This is a genomic window from Bacillus sp. 2175, from assembly GCF_057812155.1.
In genome coordinates this window covers 3,805,562-3,823,886 of record NZ_CM173819.1, presented here as the reverse complement: position 1 = coordinate 3,823,886, position 18,325 = coordinate 3,805,562, and the positions used below count along the sequence as shown (strand labels likewise).

General features: G+C 35.4%; 15 protein-coding genes, 2 pseudogenes and 2 riboswitches. Of the genes and pseudogenes, 6 read left to right on the top strand and 11 right to left on the bottom strand.

All coding sequences use genetic code 11. The annotated features are described in order from the left end of the window. Nucleotides 1-256 precede the first annotated feature (256 nt). From ACXKY9_RS19670 to ACXKY9_RS19650, 5 genes are all read right to left on the bottom strand, one after another. Nucleotides 257-769 (bottom strand): 1,2-dihydroxy-3-keto-5-methylthiopentene dioxygenase, encoded by a 513-nt coding sequence (locus ACXKY9_RS19670; RefSeq protein WP_000057317.1) that lies wholly within the window; start codon nucleotides 767-769, stop codon nucleotides 257-259. Then, the gene (locus ACXKY9_RS19665) at nucleotides 747-1,385 is read right to left on the bottom strand and encodes a methylthioribulose 1-phosphate dehydratase (protein ID WP_000811347.1); all 639 of its coding nucleotides are present in this window, start codon (nucleotides 1,383-1,385) and stop codon (nucleotides 747-749) included. The genes ACXKY9_RS19670 and ACXKY9_RS19665 overlap by 23 nt, the downstream gene beginning before the upstream one ends. Further along, complete coding sequence (locus ACXKY9_RS19660; protein WP_000027467.1) at nucleotides 1,382-2,041, bottom strand: 2-hydroxy-3-keto-5-methylthiopentenyl-1-phosphate phosphatase; 660 nt, start codon at nucleotides 2,039-2,041, stop codon at nucleotides 1,382-1,384. Before ACXKY9_RS19660 ends, ACXKY9_RS19665 begins: the two co-directional genes overlap by 4 nt. Continuing rightward, nucleotides 2,038-3,282 (bottom strand): 2,3-diketo-5-methylthiopentyl-1-phosphate enolase, encoded by a 1,245-nt coding sequence (mtnW, locus tag ACXKY9_RS19655; RefSeq protein WP_000014192.1) that lies wholly within the window; start codon nucleotides 3,280-3,282, stop codon nucleotides 2,038-2,040. The genes ACXKY9_RS19660 and mtnW overlap by 4 nt, the downstream gene beginning before the upstream one ends. A 64-nt stretch (nucleotides 3,283-3,346) precedes the next feature. After that, nucleotides 3,347-3,452: riboswitch (SAM riboswitch) on the bottom strand. A 64-nt stretch (nucleotides 3,453-3,516) separates the two neighbouring features. Then, complete coding sequence (locus ACXKY9_RS19650) at nucleotides 3,517-4,695, bottom strand: pyridoxal phosphate-dependent aminotransferase (RefSeq protein WP_000765513.1); 1,179 nt, start codon at nucleotides 4,693-4,695, stop codon at nucleotides 3,517-3,519. Between the two features lie 14 nt (nucleotides 4,696-4,709). Here ACXKY9_RS19650 and ACXKY9_RS19645 point away from each other — a divergent pair, with 14 nt between their 5' ends. The 3 genes and pseudogenes from ACXKY9_RS19645 to ACXKY9_RS19635 form a co-directional block, all read left to right on the top strand. Next, nucleotides 4,710-5,573 (top strand): carbon-nitrogen family hydrolase, encoded by an 864-nt coding sequence (locus tag ACXKY9_RS19645; protein WP_000869881.1) that lies wholly within the window; start codon nucleotides 4,710-4,712, stop codon nucleotides 5,571-5,573. A 71-nt stretch (nucleotides 5,574-5,644) separates the two neighbouring features. Then, nucleotides 5,645-5,786: riboswitch (SAM riboswitch) on the top strand. 90 nt (nucleotides 5,787-5,876) lie between these two features. Further along, nucleotides 5,877-7,058 (top strand): S-methyl-5-thioribose kinase, encoded by a 1,182-nt coding sequence (gene mtnK, locus ACXKY9_RS19640; RefSeq protein WP_000542673.1) that lies wholly within the window; start codon nucleotides 5,877-5,879, stop codon nucleotides 7,056-7,058. Further along, a pseudogene (locus ACXKY9_RS19635) lies at nucleotides 7,055-7,702 on the top strand (s-methyl-5-thioribose-1-phosphate isomerase); the annotation flags it as partial. The gene mtnK and the pseudogene ACXKY9_RS19635, both read left to right, overlap by 4 nt. A gap of 128 nt (nucleotides 7,703-7,830) precedes the next feature. Here the strand turns inward: ACXKY9_RS19635 and ACXKY9_RS19630 are convergent. Further along, nucleotides 7,831-9,267, bottom strand: coding sequence for an IS4-like element IS231C family transposase (locus ACXKY9_RS19630; protein ID WP_001053969.1), 1,437 nt, complete (start codon nucleotides 9,265-9,267; stop codon nucleotides 7,831-7,833). 92 nt (nucleotides 9,268-9,359) lie between these two features. On the opposite strand from ACXKY9_RS19630, the pseudogene ACXKY9_RS19625 reads away from it, so the two are divergent. Next, nucleotides 9,360-9,803, top strand: a pseudogene (locus ACXKY9_RS19625) (S-methyl-5-thioribose-1-phosphate isomerase); the annotation flags it as partial. A gap of 252 nt (nucleotides 9,804-10,055) precedes the next feature. On the opposite strand, the gene ACXKY9_RS19620 reads toward ACXKY9_RS19625, so the two are convergent. The 3 genes from ACXKY9_RS19620 to gapN form a co-directional block, all read right to left on the bottom strand. Next, nucleotides 10,056-11,288 carry an NADH:flavin oxidoreductase/NADH oxidase family protein gene (locus tag ACXKY9_RS19620; protein ID WP_002132709.1) on the bottom strand — a complete coding sequence of 411 codons (1,233 nt, stop codon included), beginning with the start codon at nucleotides 11,286-11,288 and terminating at the stop codon, nucleotides 10,056-10,058. Between the two features lie 16 nt (nucleotides 11,289-11,304). Beyond that, nucleotides 11,305-11,667, bottom strand: coding sequence for an ArsR/SmtB family transcription factor (locus ACXKY9_RS19615; protein ID WP_003286366.1), 363 nt, complete (start codon nucleotides 11,665-11,667; stop codon nucleotides 11,305-11,307). Between the two features lie 237 nt (nucleotides 11,668-11,904). Further along, nucleotides 11,905-13,341, bottom strand: coding sequence for an NADP-dependent glyceraldehyde-3-phosphate dehydrogenase (gapN, locus tag ACXKY9_RS19610; RefSeq protein WP_016090195.1), 1,437 nt, complete (start codon nucleotides 13,339-13,341; stop codon nucleotides 11,905-11,907). Nucleotides 13,342-13,892: 551 nt separating this feature from the next. Between gapN and ACXKY9_RS19605 the strand changes: the two genes are divergently transcribed. Then, nucleotides 13,893-14,204, top strand: coding sequence for an ArsR/SmtB family transcription factor (locus ACXKY9_RS19605; RefSeq protein WP_000039469.1), 312 nt, complete (start codon nucleotides 13,893-13,895; stop codon nucleotides 14,202-14,204). A gap of 193 nt (nucleotides 14,205-14,397) precedes the next feature. Next, the gene (locus ACXKY9_RS19600) at nucleotides 14,398-15,339 is read left to right on the top strand and encodes an alpha/beta hydrolase (protein WP_000877563.1); all 942 of its coding nucleotides are present in this window, start codon (nucleotides 14,398-14,400) and stop codon (nucleotides 15,337-15,339) included. Between the two features lie 334 nt (nucleotides 15,340-15,673). Here the strand turns inward: ACXKY9_RS19600 and ACXKY9_RS19595 are convergent, their stop codons facing one another. Continuing rightward, on the bottom strand, nucleotides 15,674-16,156 hold the full coding sequence (locus ACXKY9_RS19595) for a hypothetical protein (protein WP_000076214.1): 483 nt from the start codon (nucleotides 16,154-16,156) through the stop codon (nucleotides 15,674-15,676). After that, complete coding sequence (locus ACXKY9_RS19590; RefSeq protein WP_000564631.1) at nucleotides 16,125-18,302, bottom strand: site-specific integrase; 2,178 nt, start codon at nucleotides 18,300-18,302, stop codon at nucleotides 16,125-16,127. Before ACXKY9_RS19590 ends, ACXKY9_RS19595 begins: the two co-directional genes overlap by 32 nt. Nucleotides 18,303-18,325 lie beyond the last annotated feature (23 nt).

Genomic DNA, 18,325 nt, shown 5'->3' with positions numbered 1-18,325 from the left:
CCTTCTTAGTTAATTGTAGTATATCACATATAAAACAGAATTTTCAGAAAAAATTTAATAAATGTTCAAAAAATGTTCGAAAAATGCACTTGAAAAATCAAGATGTTAAATTTGTGATGAAATAGTACTTTCAAGTAAATAAAAAATCAGGCTTATTTCAAAATGAAATAAGCCTGTTCCATAGGAGGATGTATATATGTAGAGTGAATAAAAGTTTGGAAAAGGGGGTCCAAGTCCTTTTATTCAACTAACTACCTTAATAGATTGGAACCCAGCCTTCAGTTGTCACAAAAATACGAATAGCTACAACTTGGCGATCATCTTGCAAGGTAAAATAATGTCTTGCATTTTCAGGAACAGATATTAAATCGCCTGGCTCAAGTTCAACATCAAAGAATTTCCCATCTTTACCTTCAATAGCGAAAATGCCATGACCACTGACGATAAAGCGAACTTCGTCATCTGTATGATGGTGTTCCTTTTGGAAATTAATTAATAATTCGTCAAGGTTAGGGGTGCTATTTGAAAGTGAAATTACATCATGTGCTTTATAACCACGGCGTGCTGAAACATCAGCGATTTCTTTTGAAAACACAGCTAATATTTCAGCTTTGTTTTCATCTGTTAACGAATAATTTTCATTTAAATGAGTAGGAAGTTTAGAAATATTCCATTTCTCATATAAAACGCCTTCCTCTTGTAGAAATTTAGATACTTCCACTTCATTTTCAATACGAGTATTTACTTCATGAATACGAATTTGCGCCATTAGAAACGCCTCCTTGAATTGATAATAGTTTTATATGAAATTGGAATAAAAACTCATAAGCTTCTAATCTCTTCTTTGCATCAAAGCTATCTCGGCCCCATACAGTAATACCGTGGTTACGGATTAATACTGCACCCGAATCTCCTTGTATATGCTTTCGGAAGTTTTCTCCAAGCGTTGGGATATGGGCATGGTTTTCAATAATAGGAATTTGAATTGTTGCACCTTCTTCCCAAATATCGAGTGCTTTAATAATTTCTTGATTTTGAAGGGTGACTGCATCACTATATAAATTTGTGATGACATTATTATCAGTTGTATGAACATGAAGTACGCACCCGGCATTCGTATTGTTATAAATGTGTGTATGCAATATTGTTTCTGCTGAAGGGCGTAATTCAGTCTCTAAAACGGGAACTCCTACATGATCTACTAATAGAAAATCATCTGGAGTGGTTTTTGTTTTATCTTTACCGCTTGCTGTAATAAGAAAAGTAAGTGGTTCATGGCTAACCTTTATAGAAATATTACCACTTGTTGCTGGAAACCAATTTCGTGTTGTTAACTCTTTTTTTAACTCGCTTAAGTCATACCATTGACGAAAAAGTTGTTTCATGCCTTCACCTCCAACAAAAGTTTTAATTCAGCTTGCACATCTTGAAATGTTTCAAACGGTGTATAAGCAATATGATTTTCTTCACACTTTGTAATAAGAAAATCGCGAGCGAATACTTTATCAGCTTGTTTCGCGGCTTGTAAATCAGTAATAGAATCTCCAATTACAATATGAAAGTCATTTGTATCACTTAATTTACGGATTAATGATGATTTACATAATCCGCAATGATTTTGACAATGATCATCACAAGAATGAGGCCATTTAACTGTAATAAACTCTGCTGAAAAGTCTGTTTCATTACAATAAATTTGCTCTTTTGGAATGATTCCTTGTAAGAGTGGATAGACGAAGAAATCCATTCCACCTGATATCACGTAAAAAGAAATGTTATTTTCCTTTACGAATTGTATAAACTCATGAAAACCACTACGGATTTCAGCAGTTTCTATTAAAAATTGAATAATATCATCGTGCAGATTAGTAGGTATTAATTGAAATAATCGAGAAACACCTTCTTGAATGGATAGTTCTTGTGATAAAATTTTATTCTTTACTTCTTCGGCTTCTGGTGGTGCGAATTTTTCCATAATGGACATAATGTTATCATTATTTGTAATCGTGCCATCGAAATCACAAAATACTTGAATACTCATAATTTCACCTCATAAGAGGGATTTCCCCATATTTGTAGTGCACTATGCAAATTTATGTCGTCTACTTCATGGAGTGGTTTATTTTGCAAAGTAGCATCAATTGCAGTACGGAAAGCTTTACCGCCGCCTTGCGCTCCATTTGGATGTCCGTGTATCCCGCCGCCAGCATTAATAACAACATCTTTACCGAAATCTCGTACAATAAAGGGAACGAAACCAGGATGAATACCAGCAGACGGAACAGAAAAGCTCTTCTTGAAAAATGCATCGTCTTCAGTTAAATATTTTGAGATAGCAAGAGCCTCCTCTTTTTCTAGCGCAACACTTCCGTATGGAGATGGGAATAATGAAAAGTCAGCCCCAGCATAACGTAGTAGCTTTCCAAGTAATAATGGTGATGAAACTCCATATAACTTGGATGCTGAATAAGCACCACTTACAGCAGGATGTGCCATAATAGGAACTGGGATTTCATCATCTTCTGCAAGTGATTGTAGTACATCTAGTCCGTAAGCAAATACGTTAAATAATAGAATATCAGCTCCAGCTTGCACTGCACGTTTAGCATTTTCTTTTAAATCAAAAGTTCGTCCTGTTAAATTTAAGGCATATAACGTTTTATGACCGTATGTTTCGTAGACAGATTGTAAAACTTCTTTTCCAGATACAATGCGTTTCGTAAGTGGTGTTAATGCATTTTCAAATAATATTTCATCATCTTTTACTATATCTACACCACCAATTGCTTGATCGCGTAATTGTGTTTTTAAATACCCAATGTTTCGTCCAATCATTCCTTTAAAAATACTCATTAAAAGGGGACGATCATGCACTTGTAAAAGATTTCGAATACCATCTATCCCGAATTTTGGACCAGGAAAATGTTTTTTTAACTCGTCTGAAAAAGTTAAGTCAATTAGTTTTACTTCGCCATCAAGTGATAGCTTTCCAAATGTAGTCGTTAAAATCGCTGGTAAATCTGGACTGAAGTTTAATAGCGGATATTCGATTTTAATAATTCCGCGTTTTACTTTTTTACGTAAATACGAATTGGTATATTCATGTTCAGCTAATTCCTCAACATGAATGACGTTGCCTTTATGCTGCTTTAATTGTTCTTGCAATAAGTGTGGCAAATGAGTCCAAGAGCCAATTGTTAAACCGAGTGCAATTTGCTCAGCTTTTTTTTCTAAGTTATGTGAATCATCATGGATTAAATACGTCGCTATAATTCCGCTCATTGTTATAACCTCCTAGTTAAATAAAAAAACCTCTCAGCTAAGGAGAGGTTTTTTTACAACCAGCTCCTTATCTGTCAGCGTAATGCTGCGAGAATTAGCACCGTGTCTACAATTGTAGATCGGTTGCCGGGTTTCGTCGGGCTCGTCCCTCCACCTGCTCTTGATAAGAAGTATTTAGAAATGTTTAAATTTTTAAGATAACTGAATTTTGTCAGATATTTTTCGTGTTGTCAATTACTTTTTGAAAAAATTTAATTTATCAATTCGATTAATGGCTTCCCGTAATCTATCTTCTGCATGCAAGAGACCAACACGGACATACCCTTCCCCATGCTTACCAAATCCAACACCAGGAGCAACTGCGACATGTGCTTTTTCTAGTAAAATATCAGAAAATTGCTCAGAGGTATATCCTTTTGGAACGGGAAGCCATGCAAAGAATGATCCTTTTGGAATGTCTACATTCCAACCAATTGAGTGACAGGCTGAAATAAGAGCGTTTCTTCGAGATTCGTAACTATTTACAAGGTCTATTACGCAAGACTGTGAACTTAATAGCGCTTCTCGAGCAGCATCTTGAACTGCACCGAATATACTAACATACATATGATCTTGTAATAGGTTAATTGTTTCAATCACACTTTCATTCCCTACAGCAAAAGCGATGCGCCAGCCAGCCATATTGAAAGTTTTTGATAATGTGTAAATTTCAATTCCTATATCTTTCGCACCATCTGCTTGCAAGAAACTAACAGGTTTTTGACCATCAAATCCGATAGCGCCATAAGCAAAATCGTGAACAACTAATATATTATGTTTATTAGCAAAGTGAATGGTTGCATCAAAAAAATCTTTTGATGCAGTAGCACCGGTAGGATTATTTGGATAGTTTAAAAACATTAATTTTGCACGCTCTGCAATAGAGTCATCAATGTTTGTATAATCTGGTAAAAAGTTATTTTCTGCAATAAGCGGCATTGTTTCAAAGTGTGCTTTTGCTAAAGCAACCCCGGATAAATAATCTGGATAACCTGGATCCGGAACGAGAATCGTATCACCAGGATTTGTAAAACAAATCGGTAATTCTACTAGTCCAGCCTTCCCGCCAAACAAAATAGCAACTTCAGTTTTTGGGTTTAATTCGACGCCGTATTCACGTTTATAGAATGTAGCCACGGCTTCCTTTAAGCTTTCATGTCCGCGAAATGGCGGATATTTATGATGAATGGTCTTTTCGGCAGCATCTTGTAAAGCTTTTACGATATGCTGCGGTGTTGGTTGATCTGGATTACCTTGACCTAGATTAATAACATCGTGACCAGCTGCAACGACTTTGTTAACTTTTGCAACAAGTGAAGCGAAAAATTGTGTTGGCAATGATGTTACTATCTCAGAAGGTTGAAATAATTTCATACTTTCCACCTCTTTTGAAAGTTGTTACAATTCTAGTGACAAATGATATAATCTTTCCAGTATTTTGTAAAGAAAAAAATAAGAATGGGGCTGAAAAAATGAAAGTCGCATGTATTCAAATGGATATTGTTTTTGGAGATGTAGAAAAAAATATTGAGAATGCTAAAAATAAAATAAGCGAAGCTATGAAGGAAAGGCCAGATGTTATCGTCTTACCAGAACTATGGACAACAGGATATGATTTAACGAGACTTTCTGAAATTGCAGATAGGGATGGAGTGGAAACGAAAGAAAAGTTAATAGAATGGGCGAAGCAATATGATATACATATTGTTGGTGGTTCTATAGCAAAGCAAACAGAGCAAGGCGTTACAAATACGATGTATGTTGTAAATAATGAAGGACAGCTAGTCAACGAATATAGTAAAGTACATTTATTTCAGCTTATGGATGAACATAAATATTTAATAGCCGGTAATGGTACGGGCGAATTTAAGCTAGATGATGTCGAATGCGCTGGAACAATTTGTTATGATATTCGTTTTCCAGAGTGGATGCGTGTCCATACTGCTAAAGGGGCAAAAGTATTATTTGTTGTAGCAGAATGGCCATTAGTTCGTTTAGCACATTGGCGTTTGCTATTGCAAGCAAGAGCAGTTGAAAATCAGTGTTATGTTGTTGCGTGTAATAGAGCAGGAAAGGATCCAAATAATGTATTTGCGGGTCATTCTTTAATTGTGGACCCTTGGGGTGAAGTTGTAGTAGAGGCGAATGAAGAGGAATCAATTTTATTTGGAGAGCTTGAATTCGAGAAAATTAAAGAAGTACGTAAAGGAATTCCGGTTTTTGCGGATCGCCGTCCAGAATTATACAAATAAAATGTTGACAAGTGATTTTTATTCTTGGTATAGTCTTCAACATAAAGTTAAAAATTCAAAAAATTATACAACTCTTATCAAGAGCAGGTGGAGGGATTTGGCCCGATGAAGCCCAGCAACCGACCGTAATACCATTGTGAAATGGGGCGTTTATTACGCCAAAAGGCACGGTGCTAATTCCAGCAGAAAGTAAAACCTTCTGGCAGATAAGAGGGGAGAAGATAAACTTCAAACCTCTTTCTTAGTGGAAAGAGGTTTTTCTATGTTAGAAAAACCTCTGAATTTAAAAAGGGGGAGAAGACGATGGGATATTATTCATTAACAGAAATAACAGCTGTACAATATGCGAAAGATCATGGCTATTTTGAAGCGAAGGCAAATGTCGTTTGTCATGAAATTGGAGACGGAAACTTAAATTACGTGTTCAAATTAGATGATGGAGAGAAATCAATTATAATAAAACAAGCACTGCCTTATGCGAAAGTAGTTGGTGAAAGCTGGCCATTGTCTATAAAAAGAGCAACGATTGAAAGCAAGGCATTACAAATTTTTGCGCAGTATGTACCGGATTATGTTCCAGTAGTGTACAGTCATGATGAAGAGTTAGCGATAACGGTAATAGAAGACTTATCAAGACTAACAATTACAAGAAAAGGATTAATAGACGGAGAAGAATATCCGCTTTTATCCCAGCATATCGGCCGTTTTCTAGCACATGTTTTATTTTATACTTCAGATTTTGGTTTACAGTCAGAAGAGAAGAGGGTACTAGAAGGTACCTTTGTAAATCCGGACCTTTGTAAAATTACAGAGGATTTAGTGTTTACAGATCCGTTTGGACATTATGATACAAATGATTATGAGCCAGATTTACAGCTCGTGGTTGATGAACTTTGGAGTGATAAAACTTTAAAACTAAAAGTAGCACAATATAAATATAAGTTCTTAACAAGAAAAGAAACTCTTATTCATGGTGATTTACATACTGGTAGTATTTTTTCGTCACCTTCTGAAACGAAAGTGATTGATCCAGAATTTGCGACATATGGCCCATTTGGATTTGACATAGGTCAATTTATTGCAAATCTATTATTAAATGCTTTATCTAGAGAAGAAGAAAAAAGAAGTGTACTATTTTTCCATATAGAAAAGACGTGGAGTTATTTTGTAGAAACTTTTACAAAGTTATGGATTGGAGAAGGTGTAGAAGCATATACGAAAGAAAAACAATGGTTACCAATTATTTTGCAAAATATCTTTACTGATGCAGTTGGATTTGCCGGATGTGAACTGATTCGTAGAACAATTGGTTTAGCTCATGTAGCAGATTTAGATGAAATAGAAAATAAAGAAACAAGAATTCAAGCTAAGAAACAAGCGCTATCCTTAGGTAAAGAACTAATAAAATATGAATCTAAAAGTGCTGATATTCAACTGTTTCGAATATTATTTCAACAGACAGTTTCAGGGGGCGTAAAAGCGTGAGTACAATTGTTACTGTTCCGAGATCTGTAAGCTGGAAAGGTGATGCAATTGCGGTATTAAATCAAACGAAATTGCCGCATAGCACAGAATACAAAACATTGACGACTATTGAAGAGGTTTGGAAAAGCATCGTAATGTTAGAAGTACGAGGAGCGCCTGCAATTGGAATTGTAGCTGCATTTGGCTTGGCGCTTGCATCAAAAAAATATAACACTGTACATATTGAAGAATTTCAAAAGAAGTTTAATAGAGATTGTAATTATTTAGGAACGTCACGCCCGACAGCAGTAAATTTATTTTGGGCAATTGATCGTATGAGAGAATCTATTCGAGAGATTACTACAATAAAAGAAGCACAAAAAACATTAGAAGAAGAAGCGCTTCGCATTCAGCAGGAAGATGAAGAGGTGTGCCGAAATATTGGGGAATATGCGTTAACATGTTTTAAAGATGGCGATAATATTTTAACAATCTGTAACGCTGGAAGTATCGCAACTGCCAGATATGGAACTGCATTAGCTCCCTTTTATATTGGAAAAGAGAAAGGTGTGCGTTTACATGCATATGCGTGTGAAACGAGACCAGTTTTACAAGGTGGTCGCTTAACGACCTGGGAATTGAAGCAAGCAAATATTGATGTGACCCCATGCCCATCAACTTAAGGATAGAAACTCTACGGTTTTCCATTAATTGAAATGAACAAACTTTTAAACAGTATAATCCTCTTAAAAATGAGCATACGAAATAAACCCTAACGGGTTTCATTTTTTTCTTATGCAGCTTTCTTTTGTTTTCTCAATCCATTATACTCATAGACAACACCCATAATATCAAAGATAGTTTTCTTCTCATATCGATGGGATTTCCGGCCATTTTTCTTTAGTAGGGTAAACAGGCGGATTAAAACCTTTGTTATTATACGGGTGTTTCTCTGTATCGCTTGATATAACAGGGATAGATGATCTTGAATCATCCCAATTGCTTTATATTCGCTTAGTTCTCTTTTGTGCTTTTGCAACAGAAGTTGGCGCATCTTAAACATCGTGGAAGAACATATAAAAATGGCAATGAGTTTTCCATACACATGGCATTCTAATCGCTCTTGTTTGATAGTTTGCCAATGATGAATTTGAAATAGAGATTTCCACGTTTTAAATATGATTTCGATCTGCCAGCGGAGGGAGTAAAAATCATGGATTTGTTCCATCGGAACCACTTCCCAAGGCGTATTCGTAACATATATGTTGATACCCGTTAATCGTTTACTCTTTTCTGAAAATGTAATCCCCTTTTTACTTTCGGTATAGCTTTGTTTTTTTCTACGTTCCAGTATTTGTTCCTCTGTTAATCGGTAGATAATTACTCTTGTAAATAATCTTTGATTCTTGCCAATATACGACTCTTTTATTTCATACGTTTGTCCTGGTTTTAACGTGTGCATAATGTTCTCTAAATCAACTTGGATATACTGTGACTGTTTTTTGATTGTCCCATTTCGAAAGTATTCTGGAAATGGATTTTTCGTATAGACGGTATGGTTTAACTTAAGTCTTGATATATAGCACACGCCACGTTGATCCATTTGATCTAAGTCTTCCAATGAAAAATATCCTAAATCACGAATACACAGATCACCCGGCCGTAAGGTATCTAAGCAATCTGTTCCAAATGTTTTATCATTATTTTTTCCAGGACCTACCTGGAAGTTTAAAAACTGTCCGCTGTGTAAGTCATATTCTAATTGAATCTTGATACCTGCAGTTTGTGCACAACCACCTGACCCAGGATATACATGTGCTAAATGTTTCGGTACTTGGAAAATCGTCGCATCTAAAATACGGATTCGTTGAAAATACGTGAGTGCTGCACTTGAAATGGCTGATGTTTTACAAAGTTTACTTTTCCATAATGCAGAAAAAATATATTTCAAAAATTCAACCGCTTTTTTATCAAAGCGTTTATTGAGTCCTTCTGGACTCATAAGAGTGCCTGTGGCGGCGTGTAATTGACTGCATAGTCGAACGAGAGAATCACTCGCTGTACGTTGACTGACCCAGATACATATGGTAGCTAATTCATTTCCTGAAAACTTTCGTTTTCTTTTTACAAAACCTAATTCTTTAGCGAGTTCTTCCAAAAGAGAAGGGGTTAAATGACGATACAGCTCTTCAGAAAATAGTTGTAATTCATCTTGAATTGAAAGATTCATAAAAAATGTCATCCTTTCTAGCTAGCTTTTTAGAAAGAATAACGTTTTTTGACACTTGGGGGTAGTGCAAATTCTTAAGTTGATGGGCATGTGATGTGACCCTTATTACAGATAATACTGCAGCTCATGCTATTCAAACGAAAGAAATAAATGCAATTATTGTAGGGGCGGATCGAATTGTCGCAAATGGAGATACGGCAAATAAAATAGGGACAATGAATTTAGCTATTTTAGCAAAGCACTTTAATATCCCATTTTACGTTGCTGCTCCACTGTCAACATTTGATGTTACGAAAGAAACTGGAGCTGAAATTATTATTGAAGAAAGAGATGAAACAGAAGTTACGAAAATCTTTGGAAAACAAGTAGCACCAATTGGAACGGATGTTTATAATCCAGCATTTGACATAACGCCGAATGAATTAATTACAGGAATTATTACTGAGAAAGGTATTATACGCGGGGACTATAAACGAGAAATTGCATCATTATTTGAAAAACAAGCTAATACATATTTTACTGAAGAACAAGAATAATGGATTTTAGGGCTAACTCTAGCCACGAAGGCATGTTGTTAAACAATTATATGATAATAAAAAAGGTGGGGAATCCACTCCTTTTATCACGACATGTTTTTTATTAACACAATTAGCGATTAAAACCATGAAAATAGGTGTATCAAGCAAAGTGTTGATACACCTATTTTTTATAGCCTCTATTACTACTTTTATTCAAAACATATTTTGAAATGTATTGAGCCAATAATATAACAATACACTATATTTTATTTATGCACGTCTCTTTTGAAATGCATTTGTTCCATTTTCGATTATCATTTGTAGTACTGTTTTCCATACACTATGATTAGGATTTGGTTCTTTTCCTTTGCCCATCAATTTAAATTGATGTTCATACCAAGTAAGCTCTAACATAGAAGATATTTTTTTATCTAGCTTTTTCACACCTGTTCGAATTGGCTTGATCGTAACTGTGTAATAATTGCCATGAATAATCTGGTTTGGAAAATCAGGGTTTAATGCAAATAGCTTTCCAACGCCAACCATGTCTACAGCTCCACTTTCAATTGCCTCATTCATACCTTCTTCGGAACGGAAACCGCCTGTTACGACCAGTACCGCTTGTACGAGTGTTCGAGCCTTTTGAGCATAATCTAAAAAATATGCTTCACGTTTTTTTGTACTTTCACGTACTCCCTCAAACATTTTAGGATTTTCATAATTCCCACCAGAAATTTCAATTAAATCCATACCCAAATCGTCCATTTTTTTTAGTACTTTCATCGATTCTTCCTCGGTGAAACCACCACGCTGAAAGTCAGCAGAATTTAGTTTTAACCCGATTGGGAATTTCTCACCGACTTGTTTACGAATTTCATAATAGGTTTCAATTAAAAATTTCATACGCCCATTTAAATCTCCTCCCCATTCATCTTGGCGCTGATTATGATGAGGGGATAAAAATTGATTGATTAAATAACCATGGGCTGCATGGATTTGAACACCAGTAAAACCAGCCTTTTTGGCAATACGAGCGGCATTGCCAAATCGTTTGATTAACTGCCAAATTTCATCTGATGTTAATTCTCTTGGTTTATTGAAGAAATCTTTAATATCACCAGTAAGTGGAATGGCGCTTGGAGCAACCGGATTTTTAGATAATGTTTTCGGAGATTGTTTACCGGGATGATTGATTTGCATCCAAAGCTGTGTCCCATTTTGCGTCCCAGATTTTGCCCATCTTTTTAAGATATCTAAATCACGTTCATCTTCAATAACGACATTTCCCGGTTCGCCAAGTGCCTCACGATCAATCATGACATTTCCAGTCATGAGTAAACCAGCCCCACCTTGTGCCCAACGACCATATAGTTTTACTAGTTCTTCTGTTGGATTATTGCTTTTTGTTGCCATTGTTTCACTCATCGCAGCTTTATAAAAGCGGTTTTTCACAGTGAATGTAGTTGATCTATTCATCGTCGTATTTAAAAGAGTCTTTTTCATTTTTTCTATCCTTTCTTTATTTATTTGATGGCTCCCAATGCTCATCAATGTAATCATCCATCTGTTGAAGTAAATTTTTCACCATTTTTAAACTATTATTTTCCGGGTCAATGTAATAAAAATTCATCGTCGCAACACGTCTTACATTGACAACCTTTGCGTCTTTTAGCACTTTTATGTGATGGGAAACAGCAGGACGTGATAAATGTGTTTTACGTGTGATTTCGCCTACTCTCATTCCATCTCCACAGCCCGCTTCAATTAAGGTAACAATGATCGATTGTCGTGTGGAGTCTCCAATCGCTGTTAAGACAGTTTGGCATGCTTTAAAATCATCTGTTAATTTATTCAATTTTTGTACATTCTTCATCCACTGCATCTCCCTTCGTTTAATCGATTGAACCATTCAAATCTTATCATAATTATTTCACGAATAATCAATGGGAAAGAAAATGGAGACCATTGAATTTCATTCCCAATTTTTACAGTAAGTTTCCACAATTATTTTTAAAATTAGCTTTGCTTGAAGTAATAAGTTTTATGAATCTAATCCAAAAACAAGTGACTCTAAAAATAGGATATGCTTCCTCTTTTTATTGCCACTTGTTTTGATTGCCTATTTAAAATTCAATACAGTTACCTTTTCACGTGTCATAGACTCAAGGCTCTTACGAATACCTTGTGCACCCATACCTGAACCTTTTACACCGATGAATGGGAAGTGGTCAGGGCCGCGCTCTGTACGTCCGTTAATTTGAACAGAACCAGTTTCGATTTTATTAGCAATTGCAAATGCTTTGTTAATGTCTTTTGTGAAGACACTTGCTTGTAAGCCGAACTCTGATTTGTTAGCAATTTCAATTGCTTGCTCATCTGAAGAAACGCGGATGATTGGAAGGATTGGACCGAATGGCTCTTCCCAAGCAACTTTCATTTCTTCTTTTACGTGGTCGATTAATGTTGGGTAAATTAAGTTACGCTCACGTTTGTTACCGATAACAATCGTAGCACCTTTTTCTACAGCGTCGTCAACTAAACCTTGAACGAAGTCAGCAGACTTGTCATCGATTAATCGAACGATTGTGCTATCTTTCTCTGGAGATCCAACTGATAGTTCCGCTACTTGCGCTTTTAATAAGTCAACAAGCTCGTCTGCTACGTTTTCGTGTACAAGTACACGCTTAATAGCTGTACAACGTTGACCAGAGTAAGAGAATGCACCGCTTACGATATGGTTTGCAGCATCTTGTAAATCAGCATCTTCACGAACGATACCAGGATCTTTACCGCCAAGTTCTAATACAAGTGGAATCATTGCAGCTGTTTTCGCTAAATGCTTACCTGTGTTTGTACCACCTGTGAACGATACCATATTGATGCCTTCGTGCCCTACTAAATAGTCCCCAATTGCAGAACCGCGTCCTGTAGCTACGTTTACAAGACCTTTTGGAAGGCCAGCTTTATGAAGTGCTTCAACCATTTTAATACCGCTAATTGCACCTTGAGTTGCTGGTTTGAAAATAACAGCATTACCCATAATTAATGCTGGTGCAAGTTTTGCAGCAGATAAGTTTACCGGGTAGTTAAATGGTGCGATTGCTAATACAACACCAAGTGGTGCGCGTTGGATGATCGCAAGTTTCGATTTCGTTCCGCCAGGGAAGCTATCGCCCATCATGCTTTCTCCGTGCATATGTAAAGCTTCTTCGATTGTGTAACGAATGAAGTCAGCTGTACGAACAACTTCTTTCTTCGCATCTTTATAGCCTTTACCGACTTCTTTCATAATGATATCGGCAATTTCATCCTGCATATTTACGAGCTCATCAGCCCATTTATATAAGTATTTTGCGCGATCTTGTAGGGAAGCTTTAGCCCATGATTTTTGAGCTTCTTTTGCAGATGCAATTGCTTCATCTACTTCTCCGCAAGTAATTGCTTGTACTTGTCCAATTACTTCGTGTAAATATGGAGATGAAATTTCAATTGTTTCTCCTGAAGAGCTTTCTCTCCATTCTCCATTTACATAAAAATTATATACATTAACCACCATAATTCCTCCGCCTCTAAGTTTGGCTCTTATCAAAAAGCCCAATAATTTATCCTATGTTATTCAATTTGTTCAATTTAGTTTATAAGTAATTTTATAAAGTTAACTTTCATTGATTCATCCACAAAGATTTCTAAAACTAATATATCTATTTTCTTTTGCTTTTTCATGTGCGCACATTTCCTTTACTCTTTTGTTTAATCATTCGAACGATTGAATCATAACATGTTATTTAAAGAAAAAAACATCGGGAAAGAAAGTGGAGACCATTAAAATAAGTTCATGGGCTAAACATATACAAATTAAAAGTATTTGTGATACGATGCTTAGATAACATTACTGCAATAATCATTTGTTAAATTATTTTGTAGCAGAGGGTTATAGTAAAGACAAGCAAGGAATATATGTAATTGCAACTCAAAAGATTACATTAAAGCATAAGAGTTCAAAATATCTCTAAATAGGAGAGTAAAGACTCTTTGACAGAAACATTGGTAAAATTCTATACTAAATAAACGTCCAAGGGTTCGAATAATTAAACAGGGAGAGATATCATGAGCAAAAAAACAATAGGCATATTAAGAGAATGCACTCCTATTTTTTCAATTCTGCAGGATCTAAATCGTCAAGATATATTGGTGTTACTTTATGATGAAGGAGAAATGTCTGTAAATCAGATAGTAGACCGACTTTCTTTATCTAGACCAGCTATTTCACACCACTTGAAGCATCTTTTAAACGCAAATCTAGTTACTGTTCAAAAACGTGCTACTGAAAGGTATTATGCCCTTTCTCTTGACAACTCCATTGTATTATTAAAACAACTAATTGAATCATTAGAAACCGATAATCAATTAAAGAAATAATTAAAAAATAGTGTGCACAATGATAAAAGTAGTATTTTACAATGCTACTTTTTCTACAAAGTGAATTAAAAAATATTTATTGACAAAGATAAAAGAGTCAAATAATATTTTACTTGCAAAGCGTTCGAGTGTTCGAACATTAGAACGTAATGATTTTAGAAATTTATTTTAAACATTTTAAGGAGGAAACGAAATGAAATACAGTGAACAAAGTGCATGGCGTGAAATACAAGCTTATTTACCTAAAAAATATCACTTTACAGATAATTATCATCCAACAGAAGAATGGTGGAATTGGAAAGGACATGAGGTACATTTAGACTGTTTTCGAAATAAAAACGCACCCGTTAAAGTTATTTTATTACATGGAGTAGGTACAAACGGTAGACAGATGTCCATGATTTTAGGAGGTCCTCTTTCAAAAGACGGATTCGAAACGATTGCTATTGACATGCCTACCTATGGAGTTACAAAAGTAAAAAAAGGTTCTGTAGTAAAGTATGATGACTGGGTGGATTTAGCAAGTGATTATATCGACTATGAACAACAACGTGATGATAGACCCATTGTACTGTATGGTTTAAGTGCAGGTGGGATGGAAACTTACCACGTTGCTGCAAAAAACAAGAAAGTTAAAGGAATCATTGGTATGACATTCTTGGATCAAAAAAATCAACAAGTTCGTGACGAAACAGCTAAAAATCTCTTTATGAGTCGTGTTGGAATACCTATGGCAGGCGTTGCAAGTAACATAGGACTTGAAAACTTTAAGATGAAAATGAGTACAGCTTCTAAAATGAGTGCCTTATGTAATAATGAGAAAGTGATGGAAATATTTAATCGTGATAAAACCTCTGCTGCAAATAAAGCAAGCATGAGATTCCTAGACAGTTATGGTAATTACAAGCCAGCAATGGAACCAGAAGATTTTGATGTATGTCCTATTCTTTTAACACAACCTGAACAAGATAGATGGACACCGTTGCATTTAAGTACTCCATTCCTAAACAAAATAAAAAAAGTGGATGTGAAAATAGTTATGTTAGAAAATGGAGGTCATTATCCAGTGGAACAACCCGCGTTAGATCAAATGCATGATGCTATCGTGGAATTCATCTATAAGGTCACAAAATAGCTTGACTTGCAAAACATTGCAATTGAACATATGTTGATAAAAAAACTCCTTTTAGCATTAGGGAGTTTTTTTATTTTTGGTATACAATATCCATTACAAATGAATTCTTTAATTCACTAGATTCAATGAATACTCTTATATTTTCACCGGTGATTTTATTAATATCACTTATTTAATTGGTCCTCCAGTATACATTATTAACGGTATAAAGCACTTATCATTTTGAAGCTTTTTTAGCTCTAATTCGTGTCTCTTTATGTAATACATTAATTATCTTTGTAGTACATTATTTTTTATGTGGGAACAACGACAAATTATTGTTTCAATTCAATTTTTATCCCTCGTATGTCTCAAATAACTTTTCCAAATACTCTAGATTTCCTTCTGCTATATATTGCTCAGCTTCTATCAAACGCGTTGCTAATTCAGTCTTTGTTAAACGCATATATTGTTTGTACACATTCTTTAAATTTCTGTCCGTCTTTAATTGCTCGAACTCATGAAAAGTATTTTTTTCATTTTCGCGATAGGGAAGATGCTTTTCTAGCTCTTTTTGTTTTTTCTTATAGCTCTTACTCTTTTCTTTATAATACGCATAGAGTTCTTCATGATTTCTAATAGTATTAAAATGAATCCCTTTGCCTTGTTCATCGAGTTCTTTTGTCTTTTTAGATACATTGTGTAAGGTAACTTCTTTGCCCTCCGCAAGGAGGGTATCTATTGCTTTTTTACCTAGTTCGAAGGAGTTAACCCTTCTTTTTTCGTAATCACGCTCTAGACCACTTTTATGGTTTTCTATGGATAAGTCTTGGCTCATTTTCCTTATCTCTCCTATACTCCTCGATTAATGCTATTTCTTTCAATTCAGCTTTCGCATCATGTATCGTTTTTTTCATTTTCAAAACTTCCAGTTTGAAACCTTTTTCCTCGTGATACTTCTTCGATTTTTCTGCCCAATCTAGATATTCAAGTAATTCATCTTTTTGTTCTGGCTCAGGTATTTTAGTGCTGCATCCTACACATGCAAGTTTTGTTGGACAAATCTTGTTAGTAACACATGTACCCCCAACGGTTTTACTAAATGGGCCGCTGATCTCTCTTTGACGCTCAAAAAGGGCTTGTATCTCTTCTGGTTGTCTTAAAACTTCTTTCATCATGTCAGTTGTAGCGGCCATGGAAGTATGAAACTCGGAAATAACATCGGCTACTTGTTTTTGGGTAGGTTGAGAGTAATATCTTGTAACGTCTAAATCCTTTTGATTAAGAATCATTGCTACGACGTCAATTGGAAGGTCTTCTGCTTGTACAGCGTGTGTCGCAAAACCGTGGCGTAATAAGTGTGGTTTCAATTTTACCAACTTCTTGTCTTGTGTTTCATAGATCAATCCAAAACAGATGAAATTTAAAACACATGCAAAAGTCACCTCTCCAAAATGTTTACCATGGAACTGAAATAAATAGAGTTGGTCTGGTCGCGATTCCCCTGATTGCTTCGAATAACGGAAATCCACCCTTGGAATTGAGCCTTTATAATGTTGATTTCTAAGGTGAAAAGCAATTTCCTTTATTAAATCAAAAGTATCTTTTGTCGTATAAAAAACTGCTAACTCATCTCTTCCTTTCGGAATAGCTCTAAATATATAAGATGTTTTTCCTTCATTTATTTCGGGAGCAGTGATATTTATCTGGTCTAAACACCCAATACCAAGATGAACTTGCGCCACTTCACCTAACCTTGCACCTGAAGACGTAAATATATCTAGTGCCGTCGCACCAAACAAAGCTGTTATATACAAAATCTCAACGTTCATTAAAATGCCCTCGGCATATTCCTGGGAGTTAGTTATAAAAGTCCCTTGTGCTAGAATACCTTTATGATCGGGTTGGAAAGGTTTATTAAGTTCTTTTGAATTGGGTTCCCTATATCCATAGGTTTCAAGTACTTTCAACCTTTCATTTATTTGTTCTTTATTTAAAGATCGGTACCAACTTCCGATTAATTGATGTTCTAAAATGGGTATAAACCAAAAACCTTCAGTTTCTTCTGCGGGTTTACCAGTTTCATCATCTAATATTGCAGCGTTTAAAAACTCGACGAAGTATTCGTTGTTTTCATCTAAAAAAGTAGCTCTTCGCCCCTTTGCATTATTAATGGTAGCGTAAGAATAATTTTTACTATGATGAAGTACGAAAGAAGGTTTATCCCATAATCGAAACAAGAAAAGCTCCTTTGATCTATCTTCGCGTTCCTTGTTTTCAATATAAGAAAATTCAAAAGGAAGAGGATATCCGTTATCTTTTACAAATTCTACAACCTCAAGATATTTCTGTCGCAAACGCCTAACCTGGTTTAAACGAAACCCACCTTCGGCACGAATTTTTATAAATTCCTTGGAAATTGCGTCCGTTTCAGACTTCCTTTTCCTTTTCGAAGCGTCCTTTGCTGCTTTATTAACTTTAAAATCTCTACTATCTAGGTGTGTTTGAGGGAGTAAAAAAGGGGCGAACATTTCTTGTTGCTCCCTTGTCAACTTGGTCGAATGCCACTTATGCACGTTTTTTACAACATTTTTATAACTAGTAAAGAGTTGAATTCTCTTGTTATCTGAATGGGAGGGAAGAATCTCCCTTCGTAGATAATCGGACAGATGTATATCTACCTCAAAATCATTAAGACTTGCCAATTTGGTTTCTTGAAAGAGTTGCTTAAGGCAGAGATTTATACTTGCAATATTTGTGTGAATAGTCTTAGGCTTTAAGTTTTGATTGGATATTACCATCAATCCTAGCGCTAAGTGGTTTGTAAAAGGGTAACCACAGCACTTGTTTTTGAAGTAACGCAAATGCACAGGGTTAACCTTATTCCAAAAGTAGCCTTGTTTATCCTGATATGTAAGGACGTTGTCATCAACTTTTCCTTTTAAATCTTGATACCATAGTTTGCTTTTTAATTCATCAATCACATTCCCACACCCTTAGGCTTATT

Coding starts and splice junctions, on each gene's coding strand:
- ACXKY9_RS19670 (WP_000057317.1), bottom strand. CDS start 769: ATGGCGCAAATTCGTATTCATGAAGTAAATACTCGTATTGAAAATGAA.
- ACXKY9_RS19665 (WP_000811347.1), bottom strand. CDS start 1,385: ATGAAACAACTTTTTCGTCAATGGTATGACTTAAGCGAGTTAAAAAAA.
- ACXKY9_RS19660 (WP_000027467.1), bottom strand. CDS start 2,041: ATGAGTATTCAAGTATTTTGTGATTTCGATGGCACGATTACAAATAAT.
- mtnW (WP_000014192.1), bottom strand. CDS start 3,282: ATGAGCGGAATTATAGCGACGTATTTAATCCATGATGATTCACATAAC.
- ACXKY9_RS19650 (WP_000765513.1), bottom strand. CDS start 4,695: ATGAAATTATTTCAACCTTCTGAGATAGTAACATCATTGCCAACACAA.
- mtnK (WP_000542673.1), top strand. CDS start 5,877: ATGGGATATTATTCATTAACAGAAATAACAGCTGTACAATATGCGAAA.
- ACXKY9_RS19630 (WP_001053969.1), bottom strand. CDS start 9,267: ATGAATCTTTCAATTCAAGATGAATTACAACTATTTTCTGAAGAGCTG.
- ACXKY9_RS19620 (WP_002132709.1), bottom strand. CDS start 11,288: ATGAAAAAGACTCTTTTAAATACGACGATGAATAGATCAACTACATTC.
- ACXKY9_RS19615 (WP_003286366.1), bottom strand. CDS start 11,667: ATGCAGTGGATGAAGAATGTACAAAAATTGAATAAATTAACAGATGAT.
- gapN (WP_016090195.1), bottom strand. CDS start 13,341: ATGGTGGTTAATGTATATAATTTTTATGTAAATGGAGAATGGAGAGAA.
- ACXKY9_RS19605 (WP_000039469.1), top strand. CDS start 13,893: ATGAGCAAAAAAACAATAGGCATATTAAGAGAATGCACTCCTATTTTT.
- ACXKY9_RS19600 (WP_000877563.1), top strand. CDS start 14,398: ATGAAATACAGTGAACAAAGTGCATGGCGTGAAATACAAGCTTATTTA.
- ACXKY9_RS19595 (WP_000076214.1), bottom strand. CDS start 16,156: ATGAGCCAAGACTTATCCATAGAAAACCATAAAAGTGGTCTAGAGCGT.